Raw genomic sequence first — 22165 nt, 5'->3', positions numbered from 1 at the left:
AATGGGAGGCCTCAATGGCTTTGCTGAACTTCAAGAAACGTGATGTGGTCGAAAACAGCCCTGTGAACCCGACTGTCGAAGCCTTCCTGCAAGGCTATTCGATCGAGGTCATGCCGCGGACCGCCGAAAAGGTCGAGGATTTCCGCGCGCTGCTGCCCGAAGGCACACGCGTCTACATTGCCCATATCGAAGGCACCCCGATTGAAGACATGGTCAAGACAGCCAAGCGGATTGCGGCCGAAGGCTATCCTATCATGCCCCACTTCCCGGCGCGGATCATCAAAGATGCGGCGACGTTGGAAAACTGGATCTCGATGTACCAGGGCGAGGCGGGCGTCGAGCAGGCGCTGTTGCTGGCCGGTGGTGTGACAAAACCGCATGGCGATTTCGACAGTTCCATGCAGCTGATGGAAACCGGTCTGTTCGACAAGGCAGGGTTCAAGCGTCTTCATGTTGCCGGTCACCCCGAGGGTAACAAGGACATCGATCCCGATGGGTCCACCAAGAACGTCGATGACGCCCTGCGCTGGAAACAGAAATTCAACGAAACCACGGATGCCGAGATGGCCCTGGCAACTCAGTTTGCCTTCGATGCCAAGCCGATCATCGCCTGGGCGGATGGTCTGAAAGAGGCAGGTATCGACCTGCCCATCCACATTGGTATCGCCGGTCCGGCCAAACTGCAGACCCTGATCAAGTTCGCAATTGCTTGCGGCGTCGGCCCGTCGCTGAAAGTTCTGCAAAAGCGCGCCATGGATGTGTCGAAGCTTCTGTTGCCCTATGAACCGAACGATGTTGTGACTGAATTGGCCAACTACAAAGCGGCCAACCCGGATTTCAACATCACCAACGTGCACTTCTTCCCGCTGGGCGGGATCAAAACCAACGCCAACTGGGCGATCAATAATGGCGGTGCCTCGGCGCAGCCTGCAAACTCCTAAGGAACGGACATGACCCGTACAGTCTTAGAATCAAAAACAAAAACTGCCGTTCTGGGCTTTGATGAACCGTTCTGCGTGATCGGAGAGCGGATCAACCCGACCGGTCGGAAAAAGCTGGCGGCCGAACTGGAAGCAGGCGATTTCTCGACCGTCGAGAAGGATGCGCTGGCGCAGGTGATGGCGGGCGCGACCGTTCTGGATATCAACGCGGGCGTCGTCTACAACTCGAACCCCAACCCGAACGAGACCGAACCGCCACTGATGCGCAAGATCGTTGAGCTGGTACAGGGTCTGGTCGAAGTTCCGCTGTGTATCGACTCGTCGGTACCCGGTGCTCTGGAGGCGGGTCTTGAGGCGGCGGAAGGTCGCCCGCTGCTGAACTCGGTCACCGGTGAGGAAGAGCGCCTGGAACTGGTTCTGCCGCTGGTCAAAAAATACAATGTTCCTGTTGTGGCAATCTCGAACGACGACACAGGTATTTCGGAAGACCCCGATGTCCGTTTCGAAGTGGCCAAAAAGATCGTTCAGCGTGCTGCCGATTTTGGAATCCCCGCGCATGACATCGTTGTTGACCCGCTGGTCATGCCGATTGGCGCGATGGCAACAGCTGGTCAGCAGGTGTTTGCTCTGGTTCGCCGCCTGCGCGAGGAACTGGGTGTGAACACCACCTGTGGCGCATCCAACATCTCGTTCGGCTTGCCGAACCGCCACGGCATCAACAATGCCTTCCTGCCGATGGCAATGGGTGCCGGCATGACCTCGGCGATTATGAACCCGGTGGCTCTGCCAGTGACGCAGGCAAAAATTACCGAGAAAAAAGAAGCCCTTGCCGCAGCTGGCATCATTCTGCCAGAAGGTATGGATGACGAGGCGTTTGTTCAGATGTTCGGCCTGGGCTCCACCAAGCCGCGCGCCGGTAAGGAGATGGAGGCCATCCGCGCCGCCAACCTGCTGACCAACAACGACCCGCATGGTGGGGAGTGGATCAGGTTCAACAAATCACCTGACGAGGCCGGTGGCGCAGCCGGTGGTCGTCGCGGCGGTGGCCGTCGTCGCCGCGCCTGATTGCATCAACAAAGACAGCTAAGGCCGGGCACTGTGCCCGGCCTTTTCGTTTGACCCTGATCAATGTCGATTTTGCGCAAGGGTTCAGGATATCCTGAACCGGGACGCAACGATCAGGTGGCACGATGAGCAAACATCACCCCCCGAAACTCTCAGAAGCGGATCTGACCAAGCGGTTGGGCAAAAAGGAGTATTTCGAGCAACTGATTGATCTTCAGGCCAAACTGGCCAGGATTCAGCAAGCGTATCTGTTTCACGGGCTCAAGGGTGTGCTGGTGTTCGAGGGATGGGATGCGGCAGGCAAGGGGGGAACCATTCGCAGGATCAGCCAGGCTCTGGACCCGCGCAGCTTTAAGGTCTGGCCAATTGGGGCACCCAGGAACTACTACCTCAACCGGCATTACCTGCTGCGGTTTTGGGAACGTTTGCCACCGTCCGGAGCGATATCCGCATTTGACCGCAGCTGGTACGGGCGCGTGTTGGTTGAGCGGATCGAGAACCTGACCCCGGAAACGCGCTGGCGCGCTGCCTATCAGGAAATCAATGATTTCGAACGCATGCTGGTCGACGATGGTGCCCGGATCGTCAAGCTGTTCTTCCACATCTCTGAAGATGAACAGATGCAGCGGTTTACAGAACGGCTAAGAAACCCGTTGAAGCGCTGGAAGTTGACGTACGAGGATTTCCGGAATCGCGAGAAATGGGATGTTACCGAGGTCGCCGTGGATGAAATGTTGGCCCGGACGTCAACCGATCTGGCGCCGTGGCACGTAATACCGGCCAATAACAAAAGATACGCGCGCATCAGCGCCATGAAGGCCATTGTCAAAGCGTTTTCAGCAGGGGTCGATCTGAACCCGCAACATCTGGACAGCCGTACGCTTGAGGCGGCCATCCAGGCTTTGGATGTTGAAGACTCGCTGATCGACAGTCTTCGTGCGCGGACTGAGTGACATTTTCCGGGCGAGCTGAAACGATCTGGCTTGCGCGTCAGGGAACTCTGGTTATATCTCAGAGGTGCGGCGGGTATGATGTAATGGTAGCCTGTCAGCTTCCCAAGCTGAACGCGCGGGTTCGATTCCCGCTACCCGCTCCAGAACTCTCAGGTAAGACGGCGATTTCCGGTGAAGGCCTGCTCTGGCAGGCATGGGGGTCGTTTCGGGACGTTCCACCAAATTGATTTATGCCTGTAGATAGTTCCGGTTTGGGGCATCCCCCTTGCGATTAGTAGGATTCCGGGCGTCTTATGATAGAGTGACCCCATCACTGTTGAGCAGAGCCCAACTATGCGGGAAATTGATCAGACCGGCACGAGAACCCCCCAAGAGCCTTGCGCAGGTGATGTTCATGCCTTTCTGGAGAGCCTGACCGGCCCGTCCCGTGGAACGGTTTCCTGGCTTGTCGACAGCGCATTGACTGTTTCAGTTGGCGAAGGCCGTGCGCTAGGCCTACGCCTGAAAGACAACACACCGCCCCATGACGAAGATATCGCAACGCTTCAGTGGACCGAGGGGGGCTATGTGCTCAACGCGCTGGCAGGGCAAGACATCTGGGTCAATGGCCACAAGATTGTGTCGGCAACGCTGAAACACGGCGACATGATCGAGTTTGGCGAATTGGGCCCGATCTCCCGATACCGCATATGTACTCAGAGGTTTCCCATCCGTCATACGGTCGAGGATATCCTGAGCGACGCCTATGCCTATGCGCGGTCAAGTCGCCGACCCTTTGCCCAAAGAATGTCGGGTGCGCTGCGTGAGAGTGGGCGAAGGCTTGTTTCTCAAACCACTATGTTCTTCAGGATTACGGTAGTAGCCGCGATTGCGCTGATCGCAGGTCTGCTGTTCCTGCTTTATCAAAACGACCGGAGACTGGCCGACAGCCTGCAACAGGAAGCTCGCAAGATTGAAGCTGTGGCGACCATGCTTAGCCAGACGCGGGAAGATGTTCTAACCCCCGAAGACCTTGTGGCGTTGAGGGAAGCCTTTCAGAACCAGCTGATATCAACCGAGCAGCGGTTGGGTACACTTGAACAACGCGCGGGGGCGTCTACGCGGGTCATCACCGCCTCTACTCAATCCGTGGCTTTCATTCAGGGCGCCTACGGATTGCGTCATATCGAAAGCGGTAAACTGCTGCGCCACGTGTTGGGGCCGAACGGAGAGAAGTTGCAAACACCCTTCGGACAACCCTGGATCGAACCGGACGCAACAGGCGAGCCCGCGGAGTTCCAGTTCACTGGCACCGGATTTCTGCTGGAGGGTACGCCGCTGATGGCCACCAACCGCCACGTTGCCTTGCCCTGGACATCCGGCGACCAAGCTCAGGCACTGAAAAACGCAGGTCTTGAGGCCGAGATGCTTCGGTTGCTGGCCTATCTGCCAGGTCAGACCGATCCGATCGAGGCTACTTTGGACCGGTTCAGTGAAACCGCTGATCTGGCACTTTTGTCGGTTGATCCAAACCGTATCGAGGGGCTGGGATTGCCACTGGCGGAAGATCTTCCACGAAGCGGTGACGAAGTCTTTCTGCTGGGGTATCCTACTGGCCTGAAATCATTAATTGCGCAGGCGGGGCCGGAGTTTCTGAATACGCTCGAAAAAGACGGGTCCGTCAATTTCTGGACGATCGCCGCACGGTTATCTGCGCAAAACCAGGTTCAACCTCTCGCCAGCCGAGGAATTGTGGCGCAGACAAGCCCGGGTGCAGTCGTTTATGACGCGGAAACAACGTCAGGAGGAAGCGGAGGGCCGGCCCTGAACCGCAAGGGAGAGGTGGTCGCGATTAACGCCGCGATCCTGCCAGAGTTCGGGGGCTCGAACATCGGGGTTCCGGTTTTGCACCTGAAAACCTTGCTGAGAGAAACTGTCAGCCAGTAATCAGTCGTTGGTCTGGAACGGCGATTTTTGAACAAGGAATACGACCACCAACGGAACGATCACAGAAATCAGGCCCACGGCGATCAACAGGTGCCCAAGTTGGCCGTAATCGGCAATCGATGTGACGACACCGGTTTCCGGGTCGGTTACCGCGCGCGACACCACGAAAATCTGGTTCAGGTATTTCGTTGCCAAACTGCTGGCCGACAATGCCATGTTGGTGAATGATGCCATGACGGCAAAGAAAGTTGCCTTCAGATGCACAGGAGCATTACGTGCGATCCAGGCCAGCATCGGAACCATCGCGATTTGACCCAGCGGAGATTCAACTGCGGTGTCGAGGACTGCGATGAACCTTGCGTCTACGATCCCGCCGGTATGCGCAGATGTCCATTCATGCACGCCGTAATACAGCGCTAGGTTGGGCAGGGCGAGGACCCCCGACGCGATGGTCAGAATGATGACGACCTGCGCAATCGAGCGGTTGGCCATAAACGGTCTCAGGACGATGAGCCCCACCAATGCAAGCAGGGACGTCAGAAGCGCCAGGATTGCCAGGAACTGCTCGTCAAACCCCAACTCGTCGATTTCGAACCAGGTCAACCCCGACCCGGGCAGAGGAACCGCACGAAACACGAAAATGATTATCGCCGTACCAATCAGGGCCTTTGCCTGATTTGGGTTCAGTTCCTTCACTAAGCGTGACATCAGGTACAAGATCACACTCAGAGAGACTGCAAAAATAGTTTCCTGGGCGAGTTGGAAATTCGATGTTCCTAACACGATACTCAATACAACAAAGGCGAGACCGCCCAGCAGGATCGGCCATTTGACCTCGGTGGTTTCGTCATGGGTATGAGGGGGATGACCTTGGCGAAGACGTTGACGCTGTATCAAGCTGTGCAAAACCACACCGCTGACGGACAGCAGTGGAATGACAAGCGCGATCAGGTAGACGTTGCCATACAATGCAAGGCGGTCTGATTTCTGCATGCCCTCGGTTCCCGAGAACACCCAGATATTGACCGCGGCAACGGCTGCAAAACCGGAGAAAATGGCGATCCTGCCCAGGGTTTGCATTGTTGTATGCTGTGCACGGGTTTCCTCGGGCGAAAACGGCTGCCCGTAGGGATTGATCTTTGGAACGGCTTCGACTGTCATCGCGTCGGCGACAACATCCTGAATGGCATAGCCGGAAGGCGCCAAGAGCAGGGCAATGATGTACCAATGTTCCAGCGGCATGACATCAGCCATATGTCCGGGAAAGGCTACAAGCCCGTACATGGTGAGCAGGGACAAGGTGATCAGGGTTGCCCCCAATAGGATCAGCAATGACTTCCACCGCCAAAACAGATCAACAATATGACCCAGCGGCATTTTCAGGATCCAGGGAAGCCCGGCCCAAAACGCCAGCCCGGCAACAAAGGATGCGGATAGGTTAAGGTAGTCCTTAAGAAAGAAGGCACCGACGACCGATGTCAGACCAGAAACACCGGCGGCAAAATAGACCATGAGCGGTGGCAGGTAGGACCATTGCATCTGTCGGGCCAGATCAACAAAGGTTCTATGCCACCATGCAGAAAGCCGCACTCTTGTAGAAGGCTGGTCAGTGGTCATGTTCACGTAAATCGCATCGCAGGATTTCCTTGACCTAATGACACAGGGTTACAGAAATGCGGATGCAAAAAGCAACAAACTGGTCACCACCCCAAAGAGAGGAACAACAAGAGGCACGCGGAACTGCGGTTCATCGGCTTCAGCCCGGGTCTTCAAAAGGATCAGTGACAGATTGACCAGCACAAAGACTCCCAGAACAATTTGCGACGTCCGCTCGGCCAGAATGGCGATTGGAAGCGTTTGTGTCAGCAACAGGATTATCGCCGTGACCATGATTGTCGCTACCGTTGGCGTCTGAGTGACCTGAGACACCTTAGCCAGAAACTTTGGCAAATGATCCCGATCCGCGAGCCCGTAAATCACGCGGGATGCCATGATCATCTGGATCAGAACACCATTGATCGTCGCAACGATGGCAATGGCTGAAAACCCCTGCTGGATAACATCGGGCGCGTCCGTAAAAATCAGGGCCAGCGGCGCGGCGGACGTCGAAAGGACATCGATCGGCACCACATACAGAACAGTCATGGACGTACCAAGATACAAGACCGTGGCCAGAATAAGCGTCAACAGGATCGCTTTCGGGATTGTTCCGGCGGGGTCTTTAACTTCTTCAGCGACATTCGCCATGTCCTCGAAACCCACAAAGGCGAAAAACGCCAGAAGCGAAGCGGCCAATATCCCTCTCCAGGCGTTTGGGTCCAGCCCGGGAACCATCTGGGTGAGCGCATAGCCCTGAGGCTCAGGAAGGGACAGGCCCCAACCAATAACGACGAGTAGCCCGCTGATTTCTATGATGGTAATGACTGCCGCCACCATTACCGACTGCGTGATCCCCCATAGGGCGATCAGCCCCATGACCAGAACTACACCGATTGTCAGACTTGAAATGCCTAAACCTGTAAGCGTTTGAAGGTACGACGCGGCCCCGATAGCCACGGCCGAGGCCGAGATGATGCCCGAGGCGGCCACGGCGAGACCGACCAGCACGGCCATCCAGCTTTTCTGAAACCCTGCTTCGACATAAGCGGCTTCACCCGCACTCACAGGATATCGGGTTGCCAGTTCTGCGTAGGACAGGGCAGTCAGCGCAACAACAAGCGCGGCAATCAGGAACGAAACAGCGGCAAATGGGCCCGCAATCCCGGCCGTCGCACCAACAAGCACGTATATTCCAGCGCCGACGGTTACCCCAAGCCCATAGAGCGTGAGCAGCGGGGTCGTCAGCGCCCGTCGCAGCTTTGGTGTATTTTGTTCAACGATGGACATCATCTATCCGCCAATTGGAATGCGTTGCGTGTCTTGGGTTGGCATTAAAGTTTCTCTGCTTGGTCCCGTTGCCTCGATCATATGAGTGACTGACGTGCGTTTTGTCCCGAGAAGCCAGAGCGTAGTCGGCAGAAGAGCGCGCCTCGCATTTGCCGCGCCCGTGGAGTGAAACCTTCGCGCCGTTGAAATACTGATCACCGGTAAATTTGCTTGGGGTCAGGCAGGTGAGCGTCGGGCCCGTTGATATATTCGTACTTCACTATGTGGTCACTTTGCGTGCTTTGATTCAGGTCAATGAAAGCGGATCGTCACACTGAATCGTAGACCGGTGCGCCTTTTACACGCAATGAACCGCCGAACTTTCTGAGCCTTAAGGAATGCGGTCAAGCAGGGAGTCTCGGGTGACCAAACAGGTCGAAAGCTCCAAAGACTGGCCCGCAGAGTTCGTTTCGATCATCCGTATCAACTCCTGCGCAGCTTTTTGACCCATTTCACGGTGGGGCACGTGAACCGTTGTCAGGGCAGGGCTGACAATGCGCGCGATTTCGATGTCGTCAAAGCCGGTAATCGACACGTCTTCGGGCACTCGGAGCCCCATTTTTTGCGCCTGTCTCAATGCGCCGACAGCCAGAACATCGTTTCCGCACAAAACGGCGGTCGGCGGCGTGTCAGTCGCCATGAGATCCCTGAACGCCGTCGCGCCATTTTCGAATTCATACGTGGTTTCGATCACCATTAGGTCATCCGGCTGCAGGCCGTGGTCAGCCATGGCGCTTTTTATCCCTGCGATCCTGAGCCGCGCCCGGTCATTGCCCGAACTGATACCCGATATTGTCGCAAGACGTGAATGTCCCTGTCTGATGATCTGGTCTGCCAGCGCTTTCATGGCTTTGCAGTTGTCGAACCCAACTGACGGCACAGGTTTGTCCGGCAGAAAGGACCAGGCAACCAGCGCGGGCACTTTCCGTCTGTCCAGGTAATCATAAATATCTGCGTCCCTGTCATGACCGATCAATAACAGCCCATCTGCACCCCGTGCGACCAGGGTTCGGATCTGATCCTTTTCCGCTTCGGGCTCATAGGCTGAACTGGAGACCAGCAATGTGTAACCACGCTGATGTATCTCTTCCTGGAACGCCTGCAACCCCCTTGCGAATATAGCGTTTTCCATGGTTGGGATGATGGCGCCAATGGTAAATGACCGCTTGGCCGCCATCACGCGGGCCGCGAAATTTGGCGTGTACCCCAATTCTTCGACCGTCGACAGGACACGCTTGCGCGTTGCTTCAACAACTTGCTGCGGGTTGTTCAGACACCGGGACACTGTCGCGGTCGAAACGCCCGCGGCCTTGGCAACGTCATCCAGTGTCGGAGCAGACCGATGTTTTGACATTCTCGAACTCTCAATTCTGGTTGGCTTAAGTTAATCGCATTTTTCAGATGATGAAAGGGTCAATGTAAGCGCTTGCAATAATTATGTAAGCGCTTACAAAGGTGTTGAGCCGATTCTGAAAGGGAGTCCCGGAAATGGTCCTTGCTGCATCTACCGTCGTTTTCGCGATCTATTTCGCCAACGTTGCTTTGGGTGCTTTCGCAGGCCGCGCGTTTCTTGGCGACGTAGGAGAGATGTTGGTTCTGTTCGCGGCGTCGATTTTGTTCGTTGTCGCAATTCTGAAAAAGGAAGCTGACCGAAACGCAACGAACGGCAGCTGAACTTTTGCTTGGGAGGGCAATTCATGAACAACGACAAGATTGAACTGGCGTCAGCAGAGCGTCGCAACTTTCTGAAGCTGAGCGCAAGTGGCGCGTTCACAGCCGCATTGGTTGCCGGGGCTGGGGGTGTTTTGTGGTCTTCAGAGGCCGCCGCGCAAACCGCAAAAGAAGAGAGTGAGCGTGAGAAGGCCGCTGACCATGTTATGACGGTGGCAACAGCCTATGTGCTGGGCGCGTCGCGCAGCTATCCCATCATGCAGTTGGACCTGAAGGAAAACATCCAGAATGCCACCAACGGCAAGGTCTATGTCAAATTGGCCCCCGGTGGCCAGCTAGGCGCGGGCGGCGCGCTGGTGCAGAAAGTACAGGGTGGAACGATTCAGGCCGCGCAGCATTCTCTGTCGAATTTTGCACCTTTTGCGTCCACGGTCGACCTGATCAACATGCCGTATCTGTGCGGGTCGAACCAGCGCTTCACCAACCTTGTCCATTCAGACACGTGGAAAAGCGAAGTCCATCCCAAGGTCGAGGCGGCAGGCTTCAAAGCCTTGTTCTACGTGAATATCGATCCGCGTGTTGTCGCAGTCCGGCAGGGCGGCAATGCGGTCATAACCCCGGGAGATATGGGCGGGATCAAGTTCCGCGTTCCCGGATCGAAGATGCTGCAACAATACTATCGCATGGTCGGTGCCAACCCGACGCCTGTCGCATGGGGTGAAACGCCTTCGGCGATCAAGCAGGGTGTTGCCGACGCGCTCGACCCGTCGGTAGGGGCGCTGTATGTTTTCGGTTTCAAGGACATCCTCAGCCATGTGACCTTCACGCAGGCCGTTCCGGACAGTCAGGTTTATTCCTGTAATCTGGAGTGGTTCAACTCGATGCCTGCTGACGTGCAGGAAGGCATCATGTGGGGTGCCGAGATGACTGGTCATCAGAACCTGTCCAAGGTTCCGTCGGCCCGCGCCTATGCCATGGCCGAGTTGAACAAGGCTGGTGTTGAATTCCATTCGCTCAGCGATGATCAGCTGGCGGAATGGCAGGATGCCGGTGGGTATCAGCGTTCGGAATGGGATCCGTTCAAGACGGAACTGGCTGGTTCGATGGACAACTTTGAGAAGCTGGTCGAAGCGGCTGGTACGCAGGGTAAATATTACGTCCACGACGCCTAAGGTGAAACCCGTGGGCGCCTGCTGGCGTCCACGATTCTTGTACCGCGCGGCCAACAGCGGCCCGACAAGGCAGGTGCGGACCTGGCTGTTCCATCGCCGGAGGATCAGATGACCGTTCTTCAGAAAATTGACCGAAACGCCGAACGCTGGTTGCTGCTGGTGTTCTACGTGATGCTGGTGATCACTATGGCCATCGAGGTGCTGCGGCGCGAGATATTCGCCTATTCCTCGATCTGGGGCGAGGAAATCGTACGGTATTCCTTTATCTACCTGGCTTGGATAGGTGCGGCTGCCGCGGTGAAAGAGCGGGCCCATATCCGGATCGATGTGATCATGCACTATGTCGGGCCGCGCCCCAAAGCGCTGCTTTATATCTTCGGCGATCTGGTGATGTTCATGGTGGCGATCATCGCACTCTACTGGTCATATGAGGCGGTTCACGTTTCGGCCAAGTTTGGTTCCGTTACGGACGGTTTGCGGATTTCCAAGGTTTGGTTCCTGATGGCTGTGCCGACCGGGTTTGCCCTGATGATCTGGCGACTGATCCAATCCCTGTTGCGCGATCTGAAATGCCTTCGCGACGGCACGCCCGTCTTCGAAGGCGACAAACTGTTTGACTGAGGAGAAACCGGATGCTTTGGAACTCCCTCAATCAAACCGTTGAACTGGGCTGGGATTTTTATCTGCCGGTGATCCTGTTTGTTGCCCTGATCGCCTTGGCCGTACCGGTTTGGGCGGCCATTGGAACGGCTGCGATCGTAATGCTGATCATGTCCGGTGACCTTCCTCTCAGCCTTGTCGGAGAGAGCCTGTTTACCGGCATCGACGCTTTTGCCCTGACTGCCGTGCCCTTGTTTATCCTGACCGGGGATGTTCTGGTACGGACGGGGTTGTCACGCAAGTTTCTGGATGTTGCCGAGGCTTTGACATGCTTCGCCAAGGGTGGTTTCGGATCGGCCACGGTGCTGGTCTGCGGAATGTTTGCGGCGATTTCGGGGTCGGATGCCGCCGGGGCTGCTGCGGTCGGCCGGATGACAATCAACCGGTTGGTGGAAAGCGGGTATCCGCGCCCCTACGCCTGTGCTCTGGTCGCCGCCGGTGCCTGCACCGGTATCCTGATACCGCCCTCAATCGCCTATATCATCATTGGCCTTGTGCTGGGTATCTCTGCATCGACGCTTTTTCTGGCCGCTCTGATCCCGGGTCTGGCTATCCTGGTGTCGATCCTGATCACCAACATCATCATGAACCGCCTTTATGCTTACGAAGGCGGCGGAATGATGACCATGGGGGAGTGGTTCGCCAATCTGGGCAAGGCGCTCAGGTCCGGCTGGTATGCCTTTATCGTACCGGGGATTATCTTTTATGGCATCTTCTCGGGGCGCCTGACACCGACTGAGGCTGGTGCCACGGCTGTTGTCGTCACCATCATCATGGGCTTCATCCTGCGTACGCTGACATTGGCAGATTTTCCGTCGATGCTGGTCAGCTCTGCAAAGGTGAACGGGGTGATCCTGCCGATCATCGCCTTTTCGGCACCGCTGGCCGAGGCGCTGGCGATCATGGGCGTTCCGCAAGGGTTTGTCACTTCGGTGACCTCGCTGACAGACGATCCGTATCTGCTGATCCTGCTGATGATCGGCATCCTGATCGCAGCGGGCTGCGTCATGGAGACGACACCGAATATCGTGATCCTGGCACCGATCCTGAAACCATTGGCTGACAATATCGGCATGAACGAGATCCAGTTCTGCATCATGATGATCACCGCACTGGGAGTGGGCTTTATCACCCCGCCGCTTGGGCTGAACCTGTTCGTCGTGTCTGGCATTACCGGTGAATCCATTCTGAAGATTGCCGCCCGAGCTGTGCCTTTCGTATTGACCATGCTGATCGTGGTGATCCTGATCGCCTACGTGCCAGCCGTGTCGACAACATTGTTACCTGAAATCTACCAATAGGACCTGCTGAACATGCCTCGTGAATATCTGAAAAAGGCAACTTTAACGGCTCAATCACACGCCTCAGAGGTGCATGATACGGTGAAGACCATTCTGACCGATATCGAGGCGGGCGGTGATGCAAAGGCAAGAGAATATGCCGCCAAGTTCGACAAGTACGAAGGGAATGTCTTGCTGACCCCGGCTGAGATTGAGGCCGCCTGTGCAAAAGTTTCTGAAAAGCTGAAGGCCGACATCCGTTTCGCCCACGACAACGTTCGGCGCTTTGCCGAGACGCAAAAAGCCACCGTTTCTGACGTCCAGACTGAGATCGTGCCGGGCTTCGTTGCTGGGCAGAAGGCGATTCCAGTGGATGCTGCGGGGTGTTACGTGCCGGGTGGGCGATACAGCCACATCGCCAGCGCAATTATGACAGTGACCACCGCCAAGGTTGCGGGATGTCGCCACATCACGGCCTGCTCGCCTCCGCGCCCTGGCGAAGGGGTTGCGCCTGCCATCGTTTATGCGGCCCATATCAGTGGGGCCGACAGCATTCTGGCTATGGGGGGCGTGCAGGGCGTTGCCGCCATGACCTACGGTCTGTTTGGTTTGCCACGCGCCAACATCCTTGTGGGCCCCGGCAATCAATTCGTGGCCGAAGCCAAGCGCATCCTATACGGCAAGGTTGGTATCGACATGATCGCAGGTCCGACCGACAGTTTGATCCTTGCCGATCAGTCTGCCGATGCGCATGTCGTCGCCACCGATTTGGTCAGTCAGGCGGAGCACGGATACAACTCACCGGTCTGGCTGGTCACTGATGATCGTGGCCTTGCGCAAAAAGTGATGGAACTGGTGCCTGCGCTAATCGCCGATCTGCCAGAATTGAACCGCGAAAACGCCTCGGCCGCATGGCGCGACTATGCCGAGGTTATCGTCTGTTCCAACCGCGAAGAGATGGCCGCCTGTTCCGACGAATATGCACCTGAGCATCTGACGGTTCAGGCTGAGGATCTGGACTGGTGGCTGGAACGGCTGACCTGTTATGGATCGTTGTTTCTGGGCGAGGAAACCACCGTGTCATACGGTGATAAGGCGACCGGTACGAACCATGTTCTGCCAACATCGGGCGCGGCCAGCTATACTGGCGGGTTGAGTGTCCATAAGTACATGAAGATAGTTACTTGGCAGCGGGCCACGCGCGAAGGGTCGAAGCCCATTGCCGAAGCGACCGCGCGGATATCGCGGTTGGAAGGAATGGAAGGTCACGCCCGCGCCGCAGATGTGCGTCTTGCGAAGTATTTCCCGGACGAGCAGTTCGACTTGACCGCCGATGGATGACCCGCGCACTTTATTCGACCTGACAGGCCGGGTGGCGTGTATCACCGGTGCCAGCTCGGGGCTTGGGCGGCAAGTGGCTCGGACTCTTGCCGCTGCCGGTGCGCGTGTTGTCGGCGTAGCCCGGCGCAGCGAGGCATTGGCGCAGATGCAGGCCGAGATTGGCACGCGCGCTGCAGCGGTTGTTGCAGACGTTGCAGATCGCGATGGGGTGAATGCGCTGACGCAGGCCGTCGCTTCCAAGTTTGACCCCCCCGATATTCTAGTCCATGCGGCTGGGGTGAACACGCGTGAGGCTGCGGATGATGTTACTCCTGAGGGGTGGGATGCCACGCTTGCCCTAAACCTCAGCGCACCGTTCTTCCTCAGCCAGGCGATGGTTCCGGCGATGAAGGAAAAGGGGTGGGGGCGTATTGTCAATTTCGCCTCGCTGCAAACAACGCGCGCTTTTCCTGGTGGTATCGCCTATGGCGCATCCAAGGCGGGGATCGGGCAGTTGACACGCGCCATGGCCGAGGCCTGGTCGCCCTTTGGCATAACCGCCAACGCCATCGGGCCGGGGTTCTTCCCCACCGAACTGACGCAGGCCGTGTTCGACGACTCCAAGCGCGCAGAACGGAACGCCGAGCAAACCTGTATCGGACGCAATGGGCGGATGCAGGATATTGACGGGCCGATCTTGTTCTTATGCTCTCGGGCGTCTGACTATGTCACGGGGCAGGTTTTGATGGTTGACGGAGGGTTTACAGCCAAATGAAGGCTCTGGTTTACAAAGGTGTTGAACAAATGGTGTTCGACGATGTGCCGAATGCCGAACCGGGCGCATCGGAACACCTGATCCGGGTCGAGGCGGTTGGCATCTGCGGATCGGACATGCACGCTTATCTGGGCCATGATACACGTCGCCCAGCGCCTCTGATCCTCGGGCACGAGGCAGCCGGTGTCATCGCTGATGGTATCCGCGCTGGTGATCGGGTGACGATCAACCCGCTGGTAAGCTGTGGTCAATGCGATGCATGTCGGACGGGTCGCGAGAATCTGTGCCCGAACCGACAGATCATCTCGATGCCGCCGCGCGAAGGGGCGTTCGCGCAATATGTCTCGATGCCCGGCAGAAATCTTGTCGACGTGCCCGAGGATGTCTCTTTCGCCAAAGCTGCGCTGGCCGAACCTCTGGCGGTAAGCTGGCACGCAGTCAGATTGGGGATCGAGGCTCTGCATTCTGCGATGGACCGCCGCGCCTTGGTGATTGGCGGTGGGGCCATTGGCCTTGCGGCGGCCTTGGCCCTGCGGGCACAGGGCATTGAAGACGTTACAATCGCGGAACCAAACGCGTTGCGCCGGGCTTTTCTGGCGGAAATCGAAAGTTTTGCACTCGTGGATGCGCCCAATGGGTCTTTCCCGTTGGTCATTGATGCTGTCGGATATGCCGCGACACGGTCGGTCGCTTCGGCCATGGCCGCGCCGGGCGGCGTGATCGTGCATGTCGGATTGGGTGAAGATGCCGGAGGTCTGGACGTGCGTCGCATGACCTTGCAGGAAATTACCTTTATCGGATCCTACACCTACTCCGCGCAGGATTTCCGCGACACCGCTCAAGCGATCTTTGACGGCCGTCTTGGCGCCCTGAATTGGGTTGAAGAGCGTGCATTGGCCGATGGCGCCCAGGCGTTTCGCGATATCCGCTCTGGCTCCGTAGCCGCACCGAAGATTATCCTGAGACCCTGGGGATAAACCCGACAGAACTGGAGGCCACCATGTACAAGAAAATTCTGGTCCCGATGGCTTTGGATCACGGCATTTCACAACATACGCTGGAAGTCGCGCATGCCTTATCGGAAAACGGGGCCGAGATCATAGGCTTACATGTCTACGAAATGCCACAGGGATCGGTCAGCGCCTATCTGGACAAGTCCGCAGTGGCCGAAGGGTTCGAACGTGCGAGGGGGGCATTGTTGCAAAAGGTTGACGGGCTCGACGGTGTGAAAGCCGAAATCATTAAAGGGCACACCGCCCGCACCATTATTGACTACGCGACCAGCAACAATGTGGACTGCATTGTTATAGGTTCCCACAAACCGGACCTGAGCGACTATTTTTTGGGATCGACAGCGTCACGCGTCGTTCGTCATGCCCCCTGCGCTGTACACGTACACCGCAGAACCTGATTTCCTTCATCGCGCCATGCGCCCCAACAGGACCAACAGCCCGACCATGAACATAGACAAGAAGATAACCGACGATCTGGTGGCCAACGATATCTCGTTCGTCACCACCGTCCCCTGCAAGCAACTGGCAGGCGTCATCGCTGAAATCGACCAGCGAGAGGACATCCATCACATCCCGTCCAACAAGGAAGACGAGGGGATGGGCCTGTGCGCCGGAGCATGGATGGGCGGCAAGCGTCCCGCGATCATCATGCAAAACACCGCAATCGGTGTGACGATCAACACGCTGGCGACACTGATCCAGTATTATCGCATGCCTTTGCCCATGCTGATTTCCTATCGCGGAGAGCTGCGCGAACCGGTTGCCTGCCAGGTTGAAATGGCTGTGCATACAAAAGCGCTGTTGGCTCAGTTGAATATCCCGACTTATCACTTCCACCATCAGTCAGATGTTGAGGAACTCGACGCGATCCTCAAATACACCTTTATGTGCAACAAACCGGTCGCCATTTTGACCGATGCCAGTTTCTGGGGAGGCTATGGCGACCAATGATCCGTTCTGAAATTCTGAAAGAAATCGCTCCGATCCTGCGCGATCAGCTTGTTGTTTGTAACATCGGCATTCCAAGTCAGGAACTGCATGCCATCGACGACCAGCCCACCAATTTCTACATGCTGGGCACGATGGGGCTGGCCTCATCCATCGGTCTGGGTCTGGCCTTGTCGCAGCCCAAGCCTGTTATCGTGATCGATGGGGATGGGTCGGTCCTGACCAATCTGGGTACCTTGCCGACCATCGCCAATAACGTGGCGGACAACTATATCCTGTTGATCGTCGACAATGGGTCGTACGGGTCCACTGGGGATCAGCCGACATATGCGGGGCAGAAGACCTCTCTGGCGAAAATGGCGGAAGCCGCAGGATGCGAGCGCGTAATCGAATGTCAGGCCGAAGATACCGGCCGCGTGCTGCAAGAAGCGCTGGATTCGAAACAGATGACCATCATTGTGGCCAAGTGTGAAAGCGGAAATGCCAAGATGCCGGTTATCACGATGGATCCGGTGGTGATCCGCGACCGGTTCATGAAGGCCGTACAGGCCTGATGCTATCCAGCGCTATCCACAGTTCCGAAGACGCGCGCCGCCTGGCCCGGCGGCGCCTGCCGTGGATGGTGTTTGACTATATCGATGGGTCTGCCGGGGCCGAGGTTGGCGCAACCCGAAACAGGGCTGCACTGGATGCGCAGATCCTTCGTCCACGGATTCTGAAAGACGTCAGTGAAAGGTCGCTTGCTTGTTCCGTCTTTGGCAGGTCGACCCAGCGCCCGTTTGGCATCGCACCGATGGGTATGTGCAACCTGTCGGCCCCCGGTGCAGACCTGATGCTGGCACGTCTTGCGGCGCGGTACGAGGTGCCGCTTGGGGTATCAACCGTCGCATCGACTCCGATGGAAGACCTGATTCTCGAGGCAGAAGGACATGCCTGGTTTCAACTGTATTTCAGCGGTGATGGCAGTGGTACATTCAAGCTGGTCGAGCGCGCAAAGTCTGCGGGGTACGAAACGCTGGTGCTGACGGTGGACGTGCCCGAAGTGGGGCGTCGCCCGCGTGAATTGCGCCATGGGTTCAGGATGCCGTTCAAAATGGGCCCGAAACAGGTGCTTGATTTTGCGCTTCATCCGCGGTGGTCGCTGTCCACGCTGCTGCGGGGCAAGCCCGGTATGGCGAATTTCCTGATGGGCGGATATGATTTTGATCGTCGGGAAAGCCGGGCCAAGGCGACTTGGGAGACTTTGGCCCGTCTGCGCGAACAGTGGGCCGGGAAGCTGGTGGTCAAAGGCGTTCTGGATGCTGAAGACGCGTTGCGCCTCAAGTCGGCAGGTGTCGATGCCATTCAGGTCTCAAGCCACGGAGGGCGCCAGTTGGACAGTGCGCCAGCGCCGATTGCCGTATTGCCGGAAATTCGGAACGCCGTCGGTCCGGATTATCCGCTGTTTTACGACAGCGGTTTGCGCTCGGGCGAGGATGTTTTGAAAGCCTTGGCAAACGGGGCAGATTTTGCCTTCTTCGGCCGCATCCTGCAATTTGCAATCGCGGCAGAAGGGGAAGAAGGGCTTGAGCAGCTGTGGTCTGTGCTGAGTGATGAAATGAGTATTGCCATGGCGCAGATGGGCGTTTCGTCGCTGGACGAGGTGCGACGCGCAACCTGAACCAAATATGGAGAACGACCCGAGGCGTACCTTCGAGTCGTTCCTATGCTGGTTTAACCGCGGCGTCTGCGGCGGCGTCCACCGCCTGTTTCGCTTTCTCCGCCTGTGTTGAAGCTTGGATTGGGCAACGTGACAACCTGCGCCAGTTCCGGGAACGGATCGGTCTTGTGCGGGATCGCGTTGGCGGCCACGAAATGATCTTGGAACTTCGGCTCAATTGCGGTTTCGATCTTGGTGATCTCGCGCACGACGCGTTCGATTTCAGCGCGTGATCCGATATTGCACAGCGCAATCCGCGCGCCTGTACCAGCGGCGTTACCCGCGCTGGTGACCTTGTCCAGCGGAGCATCAGGGATCATGCCCAGAACCATTGCGTGCTTGGTTGAAATATGGGCGCCAAAGGCACCGGCCAGAACCACTCGATCCACCTTGTCGACTTCCATCTCGTCCATCAGCAGACGCGCACCGGCATAAAGCGCGGATTTGGCCAGTTGGATGGCGCGGATGTCGCCTTGCGTGACAGTGATGCGGGGGCCACCTTCGGCGCTGGCATCGTGAATCAGGTAAGCGTGAGTGCGGCCTTCGGGGATGCAGCGGGCCGTTCCAGTCTGCTCGGCCGATCCGATCAGGCCGCTTTCATCCAGAAGGCCGGCCATACGCATCTCGGCCACAGCTTCGATAATGCCCGAGCCGCAGATACCGGTGATACCAGTGGTGGCGACATCAAGGTCAAAGCCGTCTTCGTCCGACCATTTCTCGGACCCAATGATGCGAAAGCGGGGTTCCTTGGTGAGGGGATCGATTTCGATCCGCTCGATCGCGCCGGGTGCTGCGCGCTGGCCAGAACTGATCTGAGCGCCTTCAAACGCAGGCCCGGTGGGTGAGGAACAGGCCAGAACTCGGCTGGTGTTGCCCAGCAGGATTTCGGCATTGGTGCCCACATCGACGATCAGAACCAAATCCTCGGAAATACCGGGTTCCTCGGACAGGGCAACCGCCGCACAATCCGCGCCTACATGGCCCGCGATGCAAGGTAGGATATAGACCTGCGCGCGAGGGTTCATGTTGGTCAGTTCCATCTCGCGTGCGGGCAGGGACATCGACTCGGACGATGCCAAGGCAAAAGGCGCCTGACCCAGCTCCACCGGGTCCAGACCCAGAAGCAGATGGTGCATGACCGGGTTGCAGACAAACACCGTTTCCACGATCAGCGCGGTGTCAATGCCGGCTTCTTCAGCGATTGAGGTGGTCAGATCATTGATCGCCTCGCGCACGGCTTTTGTCATTTCCTGATCCCCGCCGGGGTTCATCATGGAATATGAAACACGGCTCATCAGGTCTTCGCCAAAGCGGATTTGCGGGTTCATCAGGCCCGATGAGGCCTTGACCTCGCCGGTTTCCAAGTCGGTCAGGTGAGCCGCAATCGTAGTTGAGCCAAGGTCGATGGCCAGCCCATACAGCCCGCCTTCGTGCAAGCCGGGCCAGATTTCGACAATGCGTGCGACGCTGTCCTTGTGACCTTTGTGAACGGCCACAGTGACTTCCCATTTGCCTTTGCGCAGAACCGGTTGCAACTTGGACAAAAGTGACAGGTCCGCCGTGACCGCGTCAATATTCCACTGTTCGCGCAGCGCGCGTTCAAGGCGCTCCAGATCACCGGTTGGCGAATGCATGTCGGGTTCTTCGACCACCACGAAATACAGACGAGTTGCCGGATCCATGGTGATGGCGCGTGCGGTGGCGGCTTTGCGAACGACCTGACGATGTACCTGGCTTTCCGGCGGCACGTCGATCACGACATCGCCCTGAACCGAGGCCTGACAGCCCAGACGACGACCGGGTTTCAGGCCACGCTTGTCGTCATATCGCTGCTCGACCGCGTTCCATTCGCTCAGCGCATCCTGGGCCACCGTGACGCCGTGCTTGGGAAACTCGCCATAGCTTGGGGTGATCTGACACTTTGAACAGATACCACGGCCCCCGCAGACCGAATCCAGATCCACTCCCAATTGGCGGGCTGCGGTCAGAATTGGCGTGCCGACAGGAAAATGCCCGCGTTTGCCGGACGGGGTAAAGACGACAAGTGGGTCGGTGGTCATGAGTGACATGCCTTTTTGTGTTCGCGCGTTTTCCCGGCAAGATATGGGTTTGAGCGCAAAGGGAAAGGGCCAACAGCGGCACGATTTGCGCGGCATGCGTCGTTTTCTTTGGCTGTATAGGCAACTGGAGCCACAGAGTTGCCCCCAAGGGCTTTTCCTTTGGTTCAATCCATGCAATAGGGTCACCGCCAAACGGGCTTTTGCATGGGGTATTCAGATGCAGATTCGTGAGGCACTCACCTTTGACGACGTTCTTCTGGTTCCGGCCGCATCTTCAGTGCTGCCGGCAACAGCGGACACAACCACGCGTGTCACGCGTGAGATTACCATGAACATCCCGCTGCTGAGCTCGGCCATGGACACGGTAACCGAGGCGCGCATGGCCATTGCCATGGCACAGGCAGGCGGTATTGGGGTCATCCACAAGAACCTTTCCGTAGAAGAGCAGTCTCGCGAGGTTCGCCGCGTCAAACGGTTCGAGTCGGGTATCGTCTATAGCCCTGTTACCTTGCGCGCGGATCAAACCCTGGCCGATGCGAAGGCTCTGGTCGAGCGCTATAATTTCACCGGTTTCCCGGTAGTTGACGCGGATGGCCGCGTGGTTGGTATCGTAACCAACCGGGATATGCGCTTTGCCAATTCCGACGACACGCCGATCAAGGCGATGATGACCTCGGAAAACCTGGCAATGCTGAAAGAACCCGCCGATCTGGAAGAAGCCAAAAGCCTGATGCGGGCCCGTCGTATCGAAAAGCTGCTGGTGGTCGACGGCACGGGAAAACTGACAGGTCTGCTAACGCTGAAAGACACCGAACAGGCGGTTCTGAACCCAACTGCGTGCAAAGACCGGCTTGGCCGCCTGCGAGTGGCTGCCGCGACTTCGGTTGGGGACGCGGGTTTTGAGCGGTCCGAGCAGCTGGTGGCTTCGGGCGTGGATATCATCGTCGTCGATACGGCGCATGGTCACTCTCAGGGGGTGCTGGATGCGGTCAGACGGGTCAAGACTCTGTCGAACGAGGTTCAGATCATTGCCGGAAACGTGGCTACAGGCGAGGCGACCAAGGCGCTGATCGACGCGGGTGCTGACGCCATCAAGGTGGGCATTGGCCCCGGCTCGATCTGTACAACTCGCATGGTGGCGGGCGTTGGTGTCCCTCAGCTGACCGCGATCAGTGATTGTGCGGCTGCGGCGGGGGATGTTCCGGTCATTGCGGATGGTGGCATTAAGTTCTCGGGCGATTTTGCCAAGGCAATTGCGGCCGGCGCGTCTTGCGCCATGGTCGGTTCGATGATCGCGGGCACAGATGAAAGCCCGGGTGAGGTCATTTTGTATCAGGGCCGGTCGTTCAAATCCTATCGCGGTATGGGCAGTCTTGGTGCGATGGCGCGCGGATCGGCGGATCGGTATTTCCAGAAGGACGCGGCAAATGACAAGCTGGTACCCGAAGGGATCGAAGGGCAGGTTCCTTACAAAGGATCAGCCAGCGCAGTGATCCACCAGCTTGTTGGTGGTTTGCGCGCTGCGATGGGATACACCGGCTGCGCGACTGTCGAAGAGATGCGCAGAAACTGCCAATTCGTGAAGATCACGGGCGCAGGTCTGAAAGAGAGCCACGTACACGATGTTCAGATCACACGTGAAAGCCCGAACTACCGGCTGATGTAAGCCGTTGCGCATGACATACGGCACCCATGCACGGGGTGCCGTAGTGATTTTGGATTGGCCTGTCACGGCCTGTTTCAGCCAAGGTAATCCG

At 57.4% G+C, this 22165-nt stretch carries 20 protein-coding genes and 1 tRNA gene; 17 read left to right on the top strand and 4 right to left on the bottom strand.

All coding sequences use genetic code 11. From position 1 onward, the window contains the following. Nucleotides 1-14 precede the first annotated feature (14 nt). The 5 genes from ACR0BK_RS01975 (at nucleotide 15) to ACR0BK_RS01955 (ending at nucleotide 4885) form a co-directional block, all read left to right on the top strand. Entirely contained in the window at nucleotides 15-941 is a 927-nt protein-coding gene (locus tag ACR0BK_RS01975) for a methylenetetrahydrofolate reductase (RefSeq protein ID WP_480553559.1), read from the top strand. A 9-nt stretch (nucleotides 942-950) separates the two neighbouring features. Then, on the top strand, nucleotides 951-2006 hold the full coding sequence (locus tag ACR0BK_RS01970) for a methyltetrahydrofolate cobalamin methyltransferase (RefSeq protein ID WP_480553557.1): 1056 nt from the start codon (nucleotides 951-953) through the stop codon (nucleotides 2004-2006). Between the two features lie 125 nt (nucleotides 2007-2131). Then, on the top strand, nucleotides 2132-2959 hold the full coding sequence (locus ACR0BK_RS01965) for a polyphosphate kinase 2 family protein (RefSeq protein WP_480472879.1): 828 nt from the start codon (nucleotides 2132-2134) through the stop codon (nucleotides 2957-2959). 69 nt (nucleotides 2960-3028) lie between these two features. Beyond that, nucleotides 3029-3102, top strand: a tRNA-Gly gene (locus tag ACR0BK_RS01960). Nucleotides 3103-3292: 190 nt separating this feature from the next. Then, nucleotides 3293-4885 (top strand): trypsin-like peptidase domain-containing protein, encoded by a 1593-nt coding sequence (locus ACR0BK_RS01955; RefSeq protein WP_480493117.1) that lies wholly within the window; start codon nucleotides 3293-3295, stop codon nucleotides 4883-4885. Here ACR0BK_RS01955 and ACR0BK_RS01950 read toward each other — a convergent pair whose 3' ends face one another. The 3 genes from ACR0BK_RS01950 to ACR0BK_RS01940 form a co-directional block, all read right to left on the bottom strand. After that, nucleotides 4886-6424: an MFS transporter gene (locus ACR0BK_RS01950; RefSeq protein WP_480553555.1), complete on the bottom strand. Its 1539-nt coding sequence runs from the start codon at nucleotides 6422-6424 to the stop codon at nucleotides 4886-4888. It abuts the gene before it with no gap. A gap of 126 nt (nucleotides 6425-6550) precedes the next feature. Beyond that, nucleotides 6551-7771, bottom strand: a complete 1221-nt coding sequence (locus ACR0BK_RS01945; RefSeq protein WP_480553553.1) for an APC family permease — start codon at nucleotides 7769-7771, stop codon at nucleotides 6551-6553. Between the two features lie 370 nt (nucleotides 7772-8141). Then, the gene (locus ACR0BK_RS01940) at nucleotides 8142-9164 is read right to left on the bottom strand and encodes a LacI family DNA-binding transcriptional regulator (protein WP_480553551.1); all 1023 of its coding nucleotides are present in this window, start codon (nucleotides 9162-9164) and stop codon (nucleotides 8142-8144) included. A 134-nt stretch (nucleotides 9165-9298) separates the two neighbouring features. Here ACR0BK_RS01940 and ACR0BK_RS01935 point away from each other — a divergent pair, with 134 nt between their 5' ends. The 11 genes from ACR0BK_RS01935 to ACR0BK_RS01885 all read left to right on the top strand — a co-directional run bounded on the left by ACR0BK_RS01935 (nucleotide 9299) and on the right by ACR0BK_RS01885 (nucleotide 18309). Next, on the top strand, nucleotides 9299-9484 hold the full coding sequence (locus ACR0BK_RS01935; protein WP_480517102.1) for a hypothetical protein: 186 nt from the start codon (nucleotides 9299-9301) through the stop codon (nucleotides 9482-9484). Between the two features lie 23 nt (nucleotides 9485-9507). Further along, nucleotides 9508-10653, top strand: a complete 1146-nt coding sequence (locus ACR0BK_RS01930) for a TRAP transporter substrate-binding protein (protein WP_480472866.1) — start codon at nucleotides 9508-9510, stop codon at nucleotides 10651-10653. 108 nt (nucleotides 10654-10761) lie between these two features. Further along, the gene (locus ACR0BK_RS01925) at nucleotides 10762-11274 is read left to right on the top strand and encodes a TRAP transporter small permease (protein WP_480517100.1); all 513 of its coding nucleotides are present in this window, start codon (nucleotides 10762-10764) and stop codon (nucleotides 11272-11274) included. Nucleotides 11275-11285: 11 nt separating this feature from the next. Beyond that, nucleotides 11286-12614: a TRAP transporter large permease gene (locus ACR0BK_RS01920; RefSeq protein WP_480517098.1), complete on the top strand. Its 1329-nt coding sequence runs from the start codon at nucleotides 11286-11288 to the stop codon at nucleotides 12612-12614. A gap of 12 nt (nucleotides 12615-12626) precedes the next feature. Further along, nucleotides 12627-13934, top strand: a complete 1308-nt coding sequence (gene hisD / locus ACR0BK_RS01915; protein ID WP_480517096.1) for a histidinol dehydrogenase — start codon at nucleotides 12627-12629, stop codon at nucleotides 13932-13934. Then, nucleotides 13927-14688 (top strand): SDR family NAD(P)-dependent oxidoreductase, encoded by a 762-nt coding sequence (locus tag ACR0BK_RS01910; protein ID WP_480517094.1) that lies wholly within the window; start codon nucleotides 13927-13929, stop codon nucleotides 14686-14688. The genes hisD and ACR0BK_RS01910 overlap by 8 nt, the downstream gene beginning before the upstream one ends. Next, nucleotides 14685-15665 (top strand): alcohol dehydrogenase catalytic domain-containing protein, encoded by a 981-nt coding sequence (locus tag ACR0BK_RS01905; protein ID WP_480493122.1) that lies wholly within the window; start codon nucleotides 14685-14687, stop codon nucleotides 15663-15665. Before ACR0BK_RS01910 ends, ACR0BK_RS01905 begins: the two co-directional genes overlap by 4 nt. Before the next feature lie 23 nt (nucleotides 15666-15688). Beyond that, the gene (locus ACR0BK_RS01900) at nucleotides 15689-16099 is read left to right on the top strand and encodes a universal stress protein (RefSeq protein WP_480553549.1); all 411 of its coding nucleotides are present in this window, start codon (nucleotides 15689-15691) and stop codon (nucleotides 16097-16099) included. A gap of 46 nt (nucleotides 16100-16145) precedes the next feature. Continuing rightward, nucleotides 16146-16652 carry a sulfopyruvate decarboxylase subunit alpha gene (comD, locus tag ACR0BK_RS01895; RefSeq protein WP_480517090.1) on the top strand — a complete coding sequence of 169 codons (507 nt, stop codon included), beginning with the start codon at nucleotides 16146-16148 and terminating at the stop codon, nucleotides 16650-16652. Beyond that, entirely contained in the window at nucleotides 16649-17203 is a 555-nt protein-coding gene (gene comE, locus ACR0BK_RS01890) for a sulfopyruvate decarboxylase subunit beta (protein ID WP_209503877.1), read from the top strand. The genes comD and comE overlap by 4 nt, the downstream gene beginning before the upstream one ends. Further along, nucleotides 17203-18309 (top strand): alpha-hydroxy acid oxidase, encoded by a 1107-nt coding sequence (locus ACR0BK_RS01885; protein WP_480553547.1) that lies wholly within the window; start codon nucleotides 17203-17205, stop codon nucleotides 18307-18309. Before comE ends, ACR0BK_RS01885 begins: the two co-directional genes overlap by 1 nt. Nucleotides 18310-18362: 53 nt before the next feature. On the opposite strand, the gene ACR0BK_RS01880 is transcribed toward ACR0BK_RS01885, so the two are convergent. Further along, on the bottom strand, nucleotides 18363-20408 hold the full coding sequence (locus ACR0BK_RS01880) for an ASKHA domain-containing protein (protein WP_480476741.1): 2046 nt from the start codon (nucleotides 20406-20408) through the stop codon (nucleotides 18363-18365). Nucleotides 20409-20625: 217 nt separating this feature from the next. Here ACR0BK_RS01880 and guaB point away from each other — a divergent pair, with 217 nt between their 5' ends. Then, nucleotides 20626-22074 (top strand): IMP dehydrogenase, encoded by a 1449-nt coding sequence (gene guaB, locus ACR0BK_RS01875; protein WP_480472852.1) that lies wholly within the window; start codon nucleotides 20626-20628, stop codon nucleotides 22072-22074. The last annotated feature ends 91 nt before the right edge of the window (nucleotides 22075-22165 follow it).

It is taken from the genome of Ruegeria sp. AF1, from assembly GCF_056542125.1.
The sequence above is the reverse complement of the archived record's forward strand: the minus strand, read 5'-3'. Positions and strand labels throughout refer to the sequence as shown.

Bases quoted from the DNA above. Each gene is read 5' to 3' on its own strand.
- ACR0BK_RS01925 (WP_480517100.1), top strand. From the start codon at position 10,762: ATGACCGTTCTTCAGAAAATTGACCGAAACGCCGAACGCTGGTTGCTG.
- ACR0BK_RS01965 (WP_480472879.1), top strand. From the start codon at position 2,132: ATGAGCAAACATCACCCCCCGAAACTCTCAGAAGCGGATCTGACCAAG.
- ACR0BK_RS01905 (WP_480493122.1), top strand. From the start codon at position 14,685: ATGAAGGCTCTGGTTTACAAAGGTGTTGAACAAATGGTGTTCGACGAT.
- ACR0BK_RS01945 (WP_480553553.1), bottom strand. From the start codon at position 7,771: ATGTCCATCGTTGAACAAAATACACCAAAGCTGCGACGGGCGCTGACG.
- ACR0BK_RS01930 (WP_480472866.1), top strand. From the start codon at position 9,508: ATGAACAACGACAAGATTGAACTGGCGTCAGCAGAGCGTCGCAACTTT.
- comE (WP_209503877.1), top strand. From the start codon at position 16,649: ATGATCCGTTCTGAAATTCTGAAAGAAATCGCTCCGATCCTGCGCGAT.
- ACR0BK_RS01935 (WP_480517102.1), top strand. From the start codon at position 9,299: ATGGTCCTTGCTGCATCTACCGTCGTTTTCGCGATCTATTTCGCCAAC.
- ACR0BK_RS01900 (WP_480553549.1), top strand. From the start codon at position 15,689: ATGTACAAGAAAATTCTGGTCCCGATGGCTTTGGATCACGGCATTTCA.
- ACR0BK_RS01970 (WP_480553557.1), top strand. From the start codon at position 951: ATGACCCGTACAGTCTTAGAATCAAAAACAAAAACTGCCGTTCTGGGC.
- ACR0BK_RS01975 (WP_480553559.1), top strand. From the start codon at position 15: ATGGCTTTGCTGAACTTCAAGAAACGTGATGTGGTCGAAAACAGCCCT.
- ACR0BK_RS01950 (WP_480553555.1), bottom strand. From the start codon at position 6,424: ATGCAATGGTCCTACCTGCCACCGCTCATGGTCTATTTTGCCGCCGGT.
- ACR0BK_RS01955 (WP_480493117.1), top strand. From the start codon at position 3,293: ATGCGGGAAATTGATCAGACCGGCACGAGAACCCCCCAAGAGCCTTGC.
- ACR0BK_RS01940 (WP_480553551.1), bottom strand. From the start codon at position 9,164: ATGTCAAAACATCGGTCTGCTCCGACACTGGATGACGTTGCCAAGGCC.
- ACR0BK_RS01885 (WP_480553547.1), top strand. From the start codon at position 17,203: ATGCTATCCAGCGCTATCCACAGTTCCGAAGACGCGCGCCGCCTGGCC.
- hisD (WP_480517096.1), top strand. From the start codon at position 12,627: ATGCCTCGTGAATATCTGAAAAAGGCAACTTTAACGGCTCAATCACAC.
- ACR0BK_RS01920 (WP_480517098.1), top strand. From the start codon at position 11,286: ATGCTTTGGAACTCCCTCAATCAAACCGTTGAACTGGGCTGGGATTTT.
- comD (WP_480517090.1), top strand. From the start codon at position 16,146: ATGAACATAGACAAGAAGATAACCGACGATCTGGTGGCCAACGATATC.
- guaB (WP_480472852.1), top strand. From the start codon at position 20,626: ATGCAGATTCGTGAGGCACTCACCTTTGACGACGTTCTTCTGGTTCCG.
- ACR0BK_RS01880 (WP_480476741.1), bottom strand. From the start codon at position 20,408: ATGACCACCGACCCACTTGTCGTCTTTACCCCGTCCGGCAAACGCGGG.
- ACR0BK_RS01910 (WP_480517094.1), top strand. From the start codon at position 13,927: ATGGATGACCCGCGCACTTTATTCGACCTGACAGGCCGGGTGGCGTGT.